18 protein-coding genes and 1 tRNA gene are annotated in these 11,917 nt (G+C 61.1%); 15 read left to right on the top strand and 4 right to left on the bottom strand.

What is annotated here, in order from left to right; translation table 11 throughout:
• The first annotated feature begins 70 nt into the window (after positions 1-70).
• The 5 genes from glpR (at position 71) to H7347_RS06970 (ending at position 3,583) form a co-directional block, all read left to right on the top strand.
• A complete protein-coding gene (gene glpR, locus H7347_RS06990) occupies positions 71-1,087 on the top strand; it encodes a gephyrin-like molybdotransferase receptor GlpR (RefSeq protein ID WP_186337346.1) in 1,017 nt (338 codons plus the stop codon).
• A gap of 53 nt (positions 1,088-1,140) precedes the next feature.
• Positions 1,141-1,216: transfer RNA gene (locus H7347_RS06985), tRNA-Ala, on the top strand.
• Positions 1,217-1,450: 234 nt separating this feature from the next.
• The gene (locus tag H7347_RS06980) at positions 1,451-2,629 is read left to right on the top strand and encodes a site-specific integrase (RefSeq protein WP_152822704.1); all 1,179 of its coding nucleotides are present in this window, start codon (positions 1,451-1,453) and stop codon (positions 2,627-2,629) included.
• 61 nt (positions 2,630-2,690) lie between these two features.
• Positions 2,691-3,191: an ImmA/IrrE family metallo-endopeptidase gene (locus tag H7347_RS06975; RefSeq protein WP_186337345.1), complete on the top strand. Its 501-nt coding sequence runs from the start codon at positions 2,691-2,693 to the stop codon at positions 3,189-3,191.
• Positions 3,188-3,583, top strand: coding sequence for a hypothetical protein (locus H7347_RS06970; protein WP_152822699.1), 396 nt, complete (start codon positions 3,188-3,190; stop codon positions 3,581-3,583). The genes H7347_RS06975 and H7347_RS06970 overlap by 4 nt, the downstream gene beginning before the upstream one ends.
• A gap of 296 nt (positions 3,584-3,879) precedes the next feature.
• On the opposite strand, the gene H7347_RS06965 is transcribed toward H7347_RS06970, so the two are convergent.
• The gene (locus tag H7347_RS06965) at positions 3,880-4,287 is read right to left on the bottom strand and encodes an ImmA/IrrE family metallo-endopeptidase (RefSeq protein WP_152822697.1); all 408 of its coding nucleotides are present in this window, start codon (positions 4,285-4,287) and stop codon (positions 3,880-3,882) included.
• 16 nt (positions 4,288-4,303) lie between these two features.
• A complete protein-coding gene (locus H7347_RS06960) occupies positions 4,304-4,846 on the bottom strand; it encodes a hypothetical protein (protein WP_152822695.1) in 543 nt (180 codons plus the stop codon).
• 153 nt (positions 4,847-4,999) lie between these two features.
• Between H7347_RS06960 and H7347_RS06955 the strand changes: the two genes are divergently transcribed.
• On the top strand, positions 5,000-5,227 hold the full coding sequence (locus H7347_RS06955) for a helix-turn-helix transcriptional regulator (RefSeq protein ID WP_152822693.1): 228 nt from the start codon (positions 5,000-5,002) through the stop codon (positions 5,225-5,227).
• A gap of 77 nt (positions 5,228-5,304) precedes the next feature.
• Here the strand turns inward: H7347_RS06955 and H7347_RS06950 are convergent, their stop codons facing one another.
• Together H7347_RS06950 and H7347_RS06945 are read right to left on the bottom strand one after the other, a co-directional pair.
• Positions 5,305-5,634 carry a hypothetical protein gene (locus tag H7347_RS06950; protein ID WP_152822691.1) on the bottom strand — a complete coding sequence of 110 codons (330 nt, stop codon included), beginning with the start codon at positions 5,632-5,634 and terminating at the stop codon, positions 5,305-5,307.
• A 143-nt stretch (positions 5,635-5,777) separates the two neighbouring features.
• Positions 5,778-6,215: a hypothetical protein gene (locus H7347_RS06945; protein ID WP_152822688.1), complete on the bottom strand. Its 438-nt coding sequence runs from the start codon at positions 6,213-6,215 to the stop codon at positions 5,778-5,780.
• 193 nt (positions 6,216-6,408) lie between these two features.
• Between H7347_RS06945 and H7347_RS06940 the strand changes: the two genes are divergently transcribed.
• The 9 genes from H7347_RS06940 to H7347_RS10985 all read left to right on the top strand — a co-directional run bounded on the left by H7347_RS06940 (position 6,409) and on the right by H7347_RS10985 (position 11,769).
• Positions 6,409-6,591, top strand: coding sequence for a helix-turn-helix domain-containing protein (locus H7347_RS06940; RefSeq protein ID WP_152822686.1), 183 nt, complete (start codon positions 6,409-6,411; stop codon positions 6,589-6,591).
• A gap of 66 nt (positions 6,592-6,657) precedes the next feature.
• Positions 6,658-6,903, top strand: coding sequence for a hypothetical protein (locus H7347_RS06935; RefSeq protein ID WP_152822684.1), 246 nt, complete (start codon positions 6,658-6,660; stop codon positions 6,901-6,903).
• Complete coding sequence (locus tag H7347_RS10765) at positions 6,903-7,034, top strand: hypothetical protein (protein WP_255476849.1); 132 nt, start codon at positions 6,903-6,905, stop codon at positions 7,032-7,034. Before H7347_RS06935 ends, H7347_RS10765 begins: the two co-directional genes overlap by 1 nt.
• Positions 7,035-7,321: 287 nt before the next feature.
• Complete coding sequence (locus H7347_RS06930) at positions 7,322-8,062, top strand: hypothetical protein (protein ID WP_152822682.1); 741 nt, start codon at positions 7,322-7,324, stop codon at positions 8,060-8,062.
• On the top strand, positions 8,059-8,211 hold the full coding sequence (locus H7347_RS06925) for a hypothetical protein (protein ID WP_186337344.1): 153 nt from the start codon (positions 8,059-8,061) through the stop codon (positions 8,209-8,211). The genes H7347_RS06930 and H7347_RS06925 overlap by 4 nt, the downstream gene beginning before the upstream one ends.
• Positions 8,201-9,001: a hypothetical protein gene (locus tag H7347_RS06920; protein WP_152822680.1), complete on the top strand. Its 801-nt coding sequence runs from the start codon at positions 8,201-8,203 to the stop codon at positions 8,999-9,001. Before H7347_RS06925 ends, H7347_RS06920 begins: the two co-directional genes overlap by 11 nt.
• 501 nt (positions 9,002-9,502) lie before the next feature.
• A complete protein-coding gene (locus H7347_RS06915) occupies positions 9,503-10,636 on the top strand; it encodes an HNH endonuclease (protein ID WP_152822678.1) in 1,134 nt (377 codons plus the stop codon).
• Positions 10,626-11,270: a hypothetical protein gene (locus H7347_RS06910; protein WP_152822676.1), complete on the top strand. Its 645-nt coding sequence runs from the start codon at positions 10,626-10,628 to the stop codon at positions 11,268-11,270. Before H7347_RS06915 ends, H7347_RS06910 begins: the two co-directional genes overlap by 11 nt.
• Positions 11,191-11,769, top strand: coding sequence for an HNH endonuclease (locus H7347_RS10985; protein WP_152822674.1), 579 nt, complete (start codon positions 11,191-11,193; stop codon positions 11,767-11,769). Before H7347_RS06910 ends, H7347_RS10985 begins: the two co-directional genes overlap by 80 nt.
• The last annotated feature ends 148 nt before the right edge of the window (positions 11,770-11,917 follow it).

The raw sequence follows: 11,917 nt of genomic DNA, 5'->3' as shown, positions 1-11,917 counted from the left end.
CCTCGACCGTCCCGACCGCGCGGGCGGCTATTCTACAGGCGTTTACCCCTACCCTGGAAGGTGCAATCTCGTGACGACCGGTGGCTTGCTGATTCTCCTCATCATCGTGCTCTGGCTCTTTGTACTCATCCCCCTTTTGCAGCGAGATAATAAACCCATCCGCAAGACCGGGGAGGCCCTCGAGGAGACCCGCGTGGTCTACGAGGGCGGCAGCGCGCTCTCCGGGATCATGCGGCGCAAACCCAAGATTAAGGCCGAGGACATCCGTTACCCCGAGGACAAGCCCGCCGAGGACTACGAGGTCGTGGCCTCCGAGGAGGTGCAGTCCGATCGCGCCGAGGAACGCGAGGACGAGGTGCCCGAGGTGTACCTCGAGGGCGACGTGGTGCACGAGCTGGAGGCGGGCGCCAGGGAAACGGAGGCCGAGGAGGAGCCCGAGACCACCGACGAGGCGGAGGACGCCGAAACTTACGAGGTGGACGAGACCTACACCACCCCGGAGGACCTGCTCTACCGCACCGGCGAGCAGGCCCCGGAGGCGCGGGCCGCCGAGGCCCCGCAGGCCGAAGAAATCCCGGCCGAGGCGGAGGGGAACGAGGATGAACTCAGCGAGGAGGAACTGGAGTTCGCCGCCAGCAGGCGCGGTCGCGGCGGCTGGGACCCCGAGACCGACGCCGCCCACTCCGCCGATCGCTACCAGCGCCGCCAGCGCACCCTCATGGGGCTCGGCGGAGCCACCGCCCTGGCCGCCATCCTGGCGTTGATCTTCGGCGGCTGGGTCTGGGCCGCGCCGGGGGCCTTCGCCCTGCTGCTGCTCGTCTACCTCTTCGCGCTACGCGCCCAGGTGCGCCAGGAGGAGGCCCTGCGGCGTCGCCGCATCCGCCAGCTGCGTCGTGCCCGCATGGGCGTGCGTCATCGCGACGACGAGGCCCTCAAGATTCCCCGCCAGCTCCTGCGACCCGGCGCCGTGGTGGTGGAGATGGACGACGAAAGCCCCGACTTCCACCACCTGGAGGTGCGTTCCACTGCGGGAATGGGGAGGGACAACGCCCCGGATAATGGCTACGAGCGCCGGGCCGCGGTGTGATTGACCTGCGGATTCGTGCAATTCGCGGCGCGGTGCTAGCATAGTGAGCCATTGGGGCTATAGCTCAGTTGGTAGAGCGTTGCGTTCGCAATGCAAAGGTCAGGGGTTCGATTCCCCTTAGCTCCACCACACCCTCTCACCAAGTGCCAAGGTGAGGGGGATTTTTTCTTTGATGCAACGCCCTGACCTGCGGGTATGGCAAGTGTGCTATAGCGTGCAGTAGCGTGCAGTAAGACGCTTTCGCTCCCCATTTCTACCCCACAACCCCACGATAGCCCCACATTTGCCCCATGCACTCCCCACACAGTCACCACACCGCGACCTGGGGGAGCGCAGAATTTTGAACCCCAGACAAGGAACCGCATGGCACAGCGACGCTCCTTCGGCGAGATCTCCAAGCTCCCCTCCGGGCGCTACCGCGCCCGCTACACCGGGCCCGATGGCCGCCGCCACAAAGCACCCCAGACCTACCACTCCCGTGACGACGCCGCAGGCTGGCTACGCCAACAAGAAAAACTCATCGAGTTCGACGCCTGGACACCACCAGAATCCTCAACCCGCACCGCCGACACCACCGTCGGCGAATGGCTCACAAAATGGCTCGACATGCGCCGCCGAGGCACCACAGCCCTAGAACCCTCCACCTGGGAAAACTACGAGAAAACCCTCCGCTGGCGCATCCTGGACACCACCGGCGATGCCGCCAAACTCCGCGCCATACCCCTCTCCCGGCTCACCCGCCGCGACGTCGCCTCCTGGTGGGACGCCATTACCACCACCTTCGACACCCCACCCACCAACCGCGCCGCCTACCTACGCCTCCACACCGCCATCCAAGCCGCCGTCGACCGCGACCTCATCACCACCAACCCCGTCAGCGTGCCCGATGCCCGCAAACGCCCCACACCCCACCGCAAAGACCTCCCCGAAGCCGACGTCATGAACGCCATCACCGACGCCCTTGACCACCGCCACCCCCGCATCGACGGCCGCTACAAAATCATCGCCATCCTCACCTTCTTCCACGGCCTCCGCATCGGCGAAGCCCTCGGCCTCCGCCGCCGCGACATCACCGATGATGGAGACACCATCACCATCCACATCAAAGGCAACGCCTACCGATCAAAAGACGGCGGCATGATCCGCAAAGACACCACCAAAACCACCGCAGGCTACCGCGACGTCCCCATCTTCGCCCGATTCCACAACGACATCCGCTGGCACCTCACCCACATCACCCGCGACCACCCCGACGCACCCCTCTGCGCCACCGCAGAAGGCAACATCGTCATGGACACCTCCTACAGAACCACCCTCACCCGCGCCAAACAACGCGCCGGGTATGCAGACGTGCGGCTGAGTCCGCACTACGGGCGAGTCTGGCTGATCACCACGCTCGCGGAGGCAGGCATGCCGATCCCCGCAGTGGGGGAGATCCTGGGCCAGCGAGATCTACGCACGATCACCGAGGTGTACATGCGGTACTCGAAAGCAGCTCGAGATCAGATCTTGGACCAGGTGAACCAAAAAATCTTGGGCTGATGGCTAGGATTTTTCCTGCTAGACGACTAGCATGTGTGCCACATAGATAGGGGTGATGGTAGTGAGCTACGAAGCTGCGGCTCAAAAGGTTCTTGATGAACGATGGTATGACAGCATGCCGGGTGCTATGTCTGTGGATCCTATCATTATTGCCCGTGATCTAGGCATCAATGTCTATAAGGCTCCAATGGCCGCCGGTATCTCGGGTTACATCATCAAGCGCGGCGCGGAATATGCACCAGACATATTCATCAATGAGCAACATGCCCCCGTGCGGCAGCGCTTCACGGTAGCGCATGAACTAGGGCATTATTTTCAACGCAAGGAAATGGCTCCACCCGCATGTGATAAGTACGCTCTCAAAAGAGCATACCTTGCTTCCTGCGGAACCGATGAAGAAGAGATATTTGCTAATGGCTTCGCGGCGTCTTTGCTGATGCCTCGCGATGTGATGGCACATCTCGTTGATTCTGGCTTTGATGATCTAAGTATTGCTAAGCGGTTGCAAGTTTCTCTTGATTCTGTTGAGTTCCGTATCAAGAATCTCGGGTTACGTCCATGAGCGCAGATGACCCCTGTGGCGAAAGCTACCAGGTTAGCCAAGGTGAGTTTGATTCACTATATAGCCAAGGTGAGGAGGTGGATAGGTCAGCGCAGACTGCATCTTTGTCCGTATCATCTGGTGGGATTGATTCCATACCGGGTGGTGCGGCGCTGAGTTCACTACTATCCGTAAACCCATTTTTTGACTATATCGCCTACCGTGCTGTAAGGCAATACAACAGTCCCACAGAAGAAGAAAGAATAGCCGCCTACTGCAAAGATCATGCGTGGGTATCAAAAATATGCACCTTTTTAGATCTAGCGCTTCGCTTTATCGTGATAGCGATGATTATATTTGTTGTAGCATGTATTGTGGTGAAAGCTATATTTCCGTTTAGTTTATCTGAATAGTCGGAGGTAGTGCCTCTGTTCGATCCCGGTGGGTTGAAATCTTTACTAATTCTGCCACTATACGGGTGCCTTGGTCGTGTTAGTAAAAGGCTTTACATAAAATAAATAGGCACCGACCCCTGGGGCAAAGGAATTCTCGGACGTAAAAGCCCTACTCCCATTCGGGAACCCAGCTCTGATCCTTTTCGGGTTGGTGCCTAGGTTGACTAGTCTATAGCGCGCGGTGCTGGTACACAACCAGGAGGTAAAATTTTATAAAGAAAACGTGGTCAGAGCACCTGTGTCTAGAGTCAGCCCTACGCGCTGGACTCTCGTTGGTGGCGGCTGCGCCACAGCTCCACGTAGTACGGGGTGACCCGTAGCTCCGCCGCGATCGCGCTAGGGTGATGCCCCACCGCCTGTTCAGCCTGCCGGTACGCCTCCACGGTGATCAGCCGTTCGAGCGCGGCGAGGTCCGCCTGCCGCTCCTGCCGCTGGGTGTACTCCTCGTCCTCCGCGCGCTCATGCCCATACGCTGCATGGCCAAGCTCGTGCGCGATCGCACACCGCCGCGTCACCCCATCAATCCGGCTCGAGACGAACACGCGCCGCGCGCCGTGGTGATAGCACGCATTTAGCCTCGGGTGCAGCCGAGGAGTGTCCACGATGACCACGCCCAGCTCCTCTGCCCACCGATCCAGATGCACGTCCCCGGTACTGGACATAATTGACCCCTAGCGACTAGGTCCACTCCTCCTCAAGCGGGGGAGTCCGCTTCTGCGCGACGATCCGCTCCTGACCAGCGTTAATCCGATCAATCAGCTCATCATCGCTCATATCATCATAAGCCGCCGCCGGGGCGCCTGTCTCGGATTTCGCCTCGGGTTTTCCCTCCCGCCGAGCGGCCAAATCATCCTCCGCAGCGGGTACGCTTGTGGTGGCGGACTGGAGGGTGTGGTCGAAGGTGTCGCTCCACGCGCTGGCATCATCGTCGATCCGCCGCGCCAGCTCCCGGATCAGATCCTGATCACTGAGTAGCTGCGCGATGGCCTCGGGGGCCTGGCCTGTCGCCTCAGAGGTGCGCAGGTAGCCAGTCTGTGCGAGGGCTTCTACGGGGGAGGCGTTGTAGCCGCGTGCGAGCGCGATGACTACTTCGGCGCTGAAGGTTCCTCGGTTGAGCTGTCGGGAAAGTGTGGCGTTGTTGAGCTGCGGCGATGCCTGCTTTGAGGCTGCCAGCGCTGATGCTCCGTTGGTGAGTCGGGTGAACCACTTCGTGTGTTCCATGCTGCGCAAATGTACACGCACTGAGGTGTGTGCGCAACATGCGAAGCCACATTTCCCCTGTTGGGGAGGCAATTTTCCAGGCACTGTTGCGCATGACGCGCTGTATATGTATATTTGCGAAATGTAACGCACGTTGCATACTCGGAGGTGTCCATGACCTATCAGATACGACCACAGGTGCTCGACAAGATCCGCGCCGACAGAGGCCTAAGCTCCGACGAGCATCTCGCCCGCGAGCTAGGACTCTCCCTCGGCACCATCAGTGGAATCCGCCGAGGCCGGCAGCCCAGCTTCGCCACCGCGATGAAGCTCATCCAAGCCGCCCGAATCACGGACATTCGCGCTGCGGTTGTCCGCACAGCAGAACCCCTCGCGGCGTAGGGGTGAGAGCTATGAATGGGAAGCAAAGCCCCCGCGCGCTCGGTGGCTGCACACCTATACGCGCAGGGTTGGTGAGACTACTTCGTGTCTGTTCCTTGAAGTTTCTCAACCAGCTCATTCGGCTGAACGAACGGTTCAAAACCGGGTGGCCATTGAATCGTGATCGGTGTGGAACTAGTGACCAAGACCGACCTGTAGGGCGCGTCCGGCTTGCCCGTGCCGAATTCCAACCAGTCGAACCCCCGATCCGATTCAAGGATTCGCTCAATTCGTGCTGCCAGGTACTCGATGAGCAACGGATGCCCATTGAGGGCACAGTCACCGACAGTCAAGGTCGCTACACCTTCACCGTCACGTCCATCGAAGAAATCTTCGAACTCTTCAAACGAAATCTCTTGCGGAGCCATAGATAATCACCTCCCTCCCAGGGCTGGTTGCCCTAGCGGTAACGCTACCCGGCGAGAGGGGGACTAGGAGAAGAAAACCCATGCTCAATAATCAAAAAATCAACGAGGCCTCACCCAAAGATGAGGCCGACTGGCACGGGGATCTAGACCCCGGGGTGGTCAAGGATGGGGCGGCTGATCCGAGTGGCCCCACGGAGTATGTGCCGTGCCGTATCAAGGTCGCTGACAAGCTCTTGATCGCGGGAGATAACAAGACAGCCTCCCGTTTTCTCCATGAGGTCCGCGAGCTTCTCGACGAATATCTCGTCGATGGCAGCCTCCGCCTCATCAGAGTCTCCGGCATAAACCGCCGTCGCAGCAAGACCGTACTCCCCCTGACGGCCGTTGCTGATTCTCTCGTTGGGATCGACGGCCCGGGACGCATCTACCTGGACGTAGCCGCCCTGGTCCCCCTCCCAGAAGCACACCGAGACCAACCCCCGGCGCAGGAAGGCGAGCTGAACGGCATCCAAAGCGTTAGCCAGAACCACATCGGGGAGTTCGACGCGGCGGCGGGACGAGACGAGAAGCAGAAAACCCATGACCAGGACTCTACCGGGAGGAAGCAGTAATGATCCGGGAAATGGCGAATTTTCTCCGCCGTGGCCGTCTCCGTGGCGGCGCCCACCAACGCATGCGCGGTGCCGCCCGGGAGCCTAAGACCACCCCGATCCAGCAGGCCCGCGCCCGCGCGGCGGCCACCCGCACTATCCCACCGGCTCGAAAGGAACAGCGATGACCCAGGCATACATGACCGTGGCACAGGCGTGCGAGCACCTGCATGTCTCCCCGGACACCTTGCGCCGGTATGCCCGCCAGGGCCGTATCTCCCGGGTACGGATCAGCCCCCGCAAGCTGCTCTACATCCGCGACGAGATCGACGGCCTGGCTAAAGAAGGCACCTACAAAATCGCCTAACCACCCCGCATAGGGCGCGTGCTGGGGAAGGCACACGCCCTCAACCTCCTCGAGAAAGGACCCCTCATGAGCTTCACCCTCGTTCTGATCTGCTTGGCAGCCCTCGCTCTGGTGGCCTGGACCCAGTGGCGGCAAGAGAAAAAGATCGCCGAGATCATCACCGCCAACAACGCTATGGATGATGACCTCACCAAAGCTGAGGCGATCATCACCCGCCTTGATGCCGAGATCAAGGCCTACCAGGTGATCCCTGATCCCGCCGCAGAGAAGGCCGCCACGGCCCCAGTTGAATACGAACGGGAGGCAGCCTGATGACTCACCGCGCGTACCCCAGGCACCGCATACCGCGCCGGCGCCGTGATCCCTTCACCACCATCCTGGTCACTGCCGTGATCCTCGGCGTGATTGCCTACGCGATGATGTGGGCTCTCGGGGTGGTTTAGATGCCCAGCTACTGCAAGGTCTGTAGCCAGCCTATCCGCGTGGCTACCACCACCAATGGGAAAAAGATCGCGTTGATTCCCTCGCCTGACCCGCAGGGAGTCTACGAGGAGGTCTCCCCGGGGAGGGTCCGCCGCTTAAGCGATGTGGATCTAGATGTCGCCCACGCTGAGGGCACACCCCTGTGGGCGCACCACCGCACTGCCTGTACCGGGCTGCCGACTCGTAGAGGCATCCCTTGCCCGCCGCACCTGCGTGCTGCACTAGGAATCACCAAAGGAGACTCGCAATGACGACTACTCGCACGACTACCGTGGCCGAGGCTGACCTGCGCCAGATCGCCCAGGACCTCAACGTCCTGATTGCCGCATGCCACACCGGCGGGTTACCGGAGGCCGGCCAGATGGCCACGGCCTTGGCGGAGACCATCGCTGAGATGATCCCGCGCACGACCGCCGCTGACCTGCCTGCCGCTGAACGCGCTCACCTACCAGGAGCTTTCTGCCTTATCGAGGGACACAGGGGCTTGTGGGTGGCTGTCGCGGTCATCGACGATGCCCGAGCGATGTTGTGCTCCTCCACGTCGCCGTCCCCAGACCTGGTGACTGTAGATCTCGACGAGATCACGGTGCTTTCCCAGGCCAGGGCCTGGGATTACCGGGGGCATCCTGTCCCGCCAGCGGACTGGGAGGAGCTCCTGCCTATCGAGGGAGATGAGGACGATGAGGCTGTGGTGGAGGACGAGGCAGACGAGTATCCGGAGGAGGCACACCCCAGTGGCACCGAGACGCCCGCAGCAGTCGATGATGCTAAGCCAGTCTTGGCTGAGGCCACCCCGATCGGGTGGAGCGAGTTCGTTGTCCTAGAGTCGCAGGCGGTGGTCCGAGGTCATGACGGCATGCAGCCTATCGTGGCCACGAAACTGCGCCGGGGCCGTTGGCAGGTCGAGGGTGTCCCCGAGGTCTTGCACGATGAGGACGCTTGGGATGCCCTCGGCGGCGACGGCCAGGTTGAGGAGCTACGCGCATGAGCGAGATGGATCCGGATACCTGGTGGGCCAGCCTGCCCACCACCCGCAAAGAGCAGATTCACCGCTGGATCAGCACCCCCACCTATGAGGCTATGGCCCCTGGGCAGTTGCCTTTTTGGGATGAGGAGGACGTATCTCATGGAGACTGACATTTCCAAGATCGTGGTAGACGCAGGCGAATTTGCCACGGCCTTGCGCGCCGCTATCGCCGTGGCCCCGACCAAGGCCAATGACCCCCGCGCCGTGATCCAACTGCGCACCCACCAAGGAATGCTGCATGTCTGCGCGGCAGGTGATGGGCAGGTGTTCTCGATGGTGGTCTCTACGATGATGGCTGACATCATTAGCGGCCGGGATGAGGCAGTGGAGATCACCCGTGCTGAGGCCCGTGTGCTGTCTGCGATGAAGATGGCCAAGGAGGACCCCGAGGATAAACCTCGGGTGGGGCTGCTCATCGGGGAGCGCTCTGTGCGCCGTACCGATGAGTCTGGCCTGGGCCTGGGTATCCGCCAGGTACGAGTACGCCGCGCTCACCCGGAGACCTTGGGAAACATCCCCGTCTCGCTAGAGGGGCTCGCAGCAGAATTGGACGAGGCCCCACCGGAAAGCAGCGAGATCGTCCCGGAGCTGACCCCGCAGCAGTGGTCGCTGATAGGAAAGGTCGCTATGGCACTTGATGAGCCGATGGTGATGATGGCGCTCCCGCCGACTCCCGAGCGCAGAACCCGAGTACTGATGCTCTCTGGCTGTGCCCGGATGAGCGTGATCTGCGCCCGAGCCCAGATAGCTGAGGGCACCCCGGACTCCGAGGATGCCCTGCTAGGTGGCGTGGAGTGCTCCTTTGATGATGAGGGTGCTGAGCAGTCGGGGGAGACCCCATCGCCCCACCACACCCCGGATGTCGCGCGGGTGACTGTCTCCCCGCTGAGGGCGGTATGAAATGGACTCCCAGCATCGCATCGAATCCGATTTTATGGGCCGCTTCGACCAGGCGATTTGTTGCTTGGAGGACTACGCTCCACGCGCAGGGGAACCCTCTTTATGGGAATCGCAGCATAATGAGCGCCCGGCAGATCGTGATCGCCGCTTCGCTCGGGCCACCGCATTGTGCCAGCAGTGCCCCGCACTCGATGCTTGCCTAAAGCGCACCAAGCGGTATAGCGCTCTAGGTATAGAGATCGACGGGGTTGTCGCCGCACTCACCCCAGCAGACCGCACCAGCCACTGCCGCGGATGCGGACGTATGACCAGACGGAAAGACCAGCCTCCTAGTAAATACCGAATCCGGCTTTTCAGAGACAACCTATGCCGCAGCTGCTACCGCGCTGCCCATACCCCTGACACCGCAGCAGAGCTTCGGTGATCCGCTGCATAAAGCACCTTGCCAGCAAGCGCCGTTGCTTGCTGGTTTTACTCACCCCTAAACGAAAGGAACCCCCCATGCCCTGGCTCCGTATCGGCGATGAGACCCTAACCCACCCCATGATGTTTAAGTTGCTGCGTGCCTGTGGCGGCAACATCGCGCTGCGCAACGAGGCCTACGGCGCGCTCGTGCTCATGGCCTCGGTGTCTGCCCAGCAATGCACGGACTACGTCGTTGATCCGGGACTGGTGGCCATGATCGCCCCAGGTCGCTTCCCGGAGATTATGGACGTCCTCGAGACCGCGGGACTCGTCAGCAAGATCACAGACGAGGACGGCTACGAGATGTGGAAGATCACCGACATCGATGAGCTTCTCCACATGCGGCTTAAGGCGGAGGTGGATATTGACCGCCGCCGGAAGAACGATGGCCGCCGCCCGGATCTGATGATCCCAGTCAAGATCAGGGACGGGGATCAGTGCCGTTGGTGTGGCAAATCAGTTAAGTGGGGCGATCAGAAATCCGGGAGGGGTGCGACCATCGACAGCCTCAACGGTCATGTGGACTCCACCGTGGATACCCTCGTGGTGTCCTGCCGCACGTGCAATTCCAAGCGCGGTCGAGGAGAAGAGCTCACGTTGCGTCCTGCCCCGGAGACACCGTGGTACACCGAAAAGACCGCAGAGTTCATCAACGCCTCCTCGTGGGCGAGGGACAACGGCGTGCGTATCGCGGCGAGCCAGACGCGCCTACCGATACCCGGGGTGATCAAGCGTGCGGCTGGTGCCTCTGCTGCGCCTGCTGCTGGGTTTGATGATCCCCTCGATGATGCCCCGGATTGGGTCACCGGCCCGATCGCTACCCCACGTGCCGCCGCACCAGATGTTCCTGCCTCGACTGAGCCGACTGCCACTGCCATCTCGACCGACCACGATCCCACTAATCTGCCCACTTCGGAGGAGCATACGGACGAAAATGACGCCTCCACCTGCGATAACGCTGCTATCTCACTGGGTGAGAAAATTGAGCCGGAATTGAGCCGGGATTCAACTCCGAAGGGTGACGGGTCGGGATTCGCCGGGACGGGACGGGAAGGTTACATACCTCTACCCCTGGAACGTAGGAAGGATCGCAGGATCAATAAGGGAGGGTCTTTAAAATCTTGGAGGTTCTGGGCAAGAACCGGGGAGGGTAAGCAGAATGATCGATGATGCTGATCGCTATGTTCTTGAATCTGCTCTGGTGGATATAGAGCGGCTGGTGCCGTTTCTCGATGGGATGTTGCTGCCGACACCGCGCGCTGCTGGTGATCGGGTAGGTGGTCGTACATCCCCTGGTTCTCGCGTGCCCTTGGTGGCCGATGTCCTAGAGGTCAAGCGTGGTTTAGAGCCCCCGGTGTTTGGTTGGTCTGCGGTGTTGGCGGATGACCGGGGGGTATCTCCACCTGGGGTGCGGGGTCTTGTACCTCGGGCTAGGTGGATGCGTATCCACCTGGGGCAGATGGCCACCGCCTCATGGGCACCGGATGCTCTGGGGGAGATCGTGCCTCCTGTGGCCGCGCTGCGGCGGCTGGTGGATCCTGCACCACTGGTGCGCCGTGAGGGTGAGTCTCCGCAGGTGCTGGTAGCGCGGGCTTCGGTGTCGATGCCTTGTGCAGCAGCAGCTCAGCTGCTTTCACGTCAAGGCTTTGCGTGTTCGCGTGCGACGCTGTGGCGTTGGGCGCGCGATGAGATCGTGACGTCTGAGGTTCATCATGGTGTGATCCATGTGTGGGTTGATGAGGTGCGTTCATTGCTGCGACAGAAGCGCGTTTTTGCTGGTCAAGGTGCAAAGTGTGCCAAGTGAAACAGCACTAATGCTATGCTGTTCGCATGATGTGCGTGTGACTAGGTCACCTGCATCAACCACCTGGTGTAAGGAGGTGAATCGGATGTCTGGATTCACGTCGAACTCGCTTGGCCCTCGCTCTCGTGGTGTGCCCACGAAGCTACGCCGACGAATCCTTGCTAGGGATCGCAAGGTGTGCCAAATCCAGGGCCCATATTGCTCAGTCACTGCGACGATGGTGGATCACATCATTCCTGTGGCCGAGGGAGGCACGGACAAGGTGCACAACCTCCAATCCGTGTGCGAATCGTGCCACAAGATCAAGACACAGGAGGAAGCGCAACGCGCTCGCGCGAAGTTCTCCCGTAAACGGCCACCGGCTCCTCGGCCTGGGTCTGATCCAACGCCTGGCAAGCTGCCTCCTGGCTACCTTTACCGGGACGATGGATCGATCTACTACAACTACCCCGAGTGGGAACGCCGCCAGGAGGGGGTGGGGGATACCCCCTCCCCTTGATCCGACTTACCGGAGGGCATAGGGCCTAAAACTGTGTACGGGTTTCAGCGTTTTTGCTGGTAGATAAGTATTTTCCCGCGCTAGCGGGGGTGAGCCCCGGACGCTCCGCCGCACTACGGCAGGATCGCGATTTTCCCCGCGCTAGCGG

The organism is Corynebacterium sp. zg-331, assembly GCF_014267345.1.
Classification (GTDB): Bacteria; Actinomycetota; Actinomycetes; order Mycobacteriales; family Mycobacteriaceae; genus Corynebacterium.
Note: the sequence above shows the minus strand (reverse complement) of the source record. Positions and strands in the feature narration are given on the sequence as shown.

What these genes read in the sequence shown, in the direction of transcription:
- H7347_RS06945 (WP_152822688.1), bottom strand. Translation starts at nt 6,215, where the DNA reads ATGGGTTTTCTGCTTCTCGTCTCGTCCCGCCGCCGCGTCGAACTCCCC.
- H7347_RS06935 (WP_152822684.1), top strand. Translation starts at nt 6,658, where the DNA reads ATGAGCTTCACCCTCGTTCTGATCTGCTTGGCAGCCCTCGCTCTGGTG.
- H7347_RS06910 (WP_152822676.1), top strand. Translation starts at nt 10,626, where the DNA reads ATGATCGATGATGCTGATCGCTATGTTCTTGAATCTGCTCTGGTGGAT.
- H7347_RS10765 (WP_255476849.1), top strand. Translation starts at nt 6,903, where the DNA reads ATGACTCACCGCGCGTACCCCAGGCACCGCATACCGCGCCGGCGCCGT.
- H7347_RS06950 (WP_152822691.1), bottom strand. Translation starts at nt 5,634, where the DNA reads ATGGCTCCGCAAGAGATTTCGTTTGAAGAGTTCGAAGATTTCTTCGAT.
- H7347_RS06965 (WP_152822697.1), bottom strand. Translation starts at nt 4,287, where the DNA reads ATGTCCAGTACCGGGGACGTGCATCTGGATCGGTGGGCAGAGGAGCTG.
- H7347_RS06970 (WP_152822699.1), top strand. Translation starts at nt 3,188, where the DNA reads ATGAGCGCAGATGACCCCTGTGGCGAAAGCTACCAGGTTAGCCAAGGT.
- H7347_RS06940 (WP_152822686.1), top strand. Translation starts at nt 6,409, where the DNA reads ATGACCCAGGCATACATGACCGTGGCACAGGCGTGCGAGCACCTGCAT.
- H7347_RS10985 (WP_152822674.1), top strand. Translation starts at nt 11,191, where the DNA reads ATGTGTGGGTTGATGAGGTGCGTTCATTGCTGCGACAGAAGCGCGTTT.
- H7347_RS06925 (WP_186337344.1), top strand. Translation starts at nt 8,059, where the DNA reads ATGAGCGAGATGGATCCGGATACCTGGTGGGCCAGCCTGCCCACCACC.
- H7347_RS06955 (WP_152822693.1), top strand. Translation starts at nt 5,000, where the DNA reads ATGACCTATCAGATACGACCACAGGTGCTCGACAAGATCCGCGCCGAC.
- H7347_RS06960 (WP_152822695.1), bottom strand. Translation starts at nt 4,846, where the DNA reads ATGGAACACACGAAGTGGTTCACCCGACTCACCAACGGAGCATCAGCG.
- H7347_RS06920 (WP_152822680.1), top strand. Translation starts at nt 8,201, where the DNA reads ATGGAGACTGACATTTCCAAGATCGTGGTAGACGCAGGCGAATTTGCC.
- H7347_RS06915 (WP_152822678.1), top strand. Translation starts at nt 9,503, where the DNA reads ATGCCCTGGCTCCGTATCGGCGATGAGACCCTAACCCACCCCATGATG.
- H7347_RS06980 (WP_152822704.1), top strand. Translation starts at nt 1,451, where the DNA reads ATGGCACAGCGACGCTCCTTCGGCGAGATCTCCAAGCTCCCCTCCGGG.
- H7347_RS06930 (WP_152822682.1), top strand. Translation starts at nt 7,322, where the DNA reads ATGACGACTACTCGCACGACTACCGTGGCCGAGGCTGACCTGCGCCAG.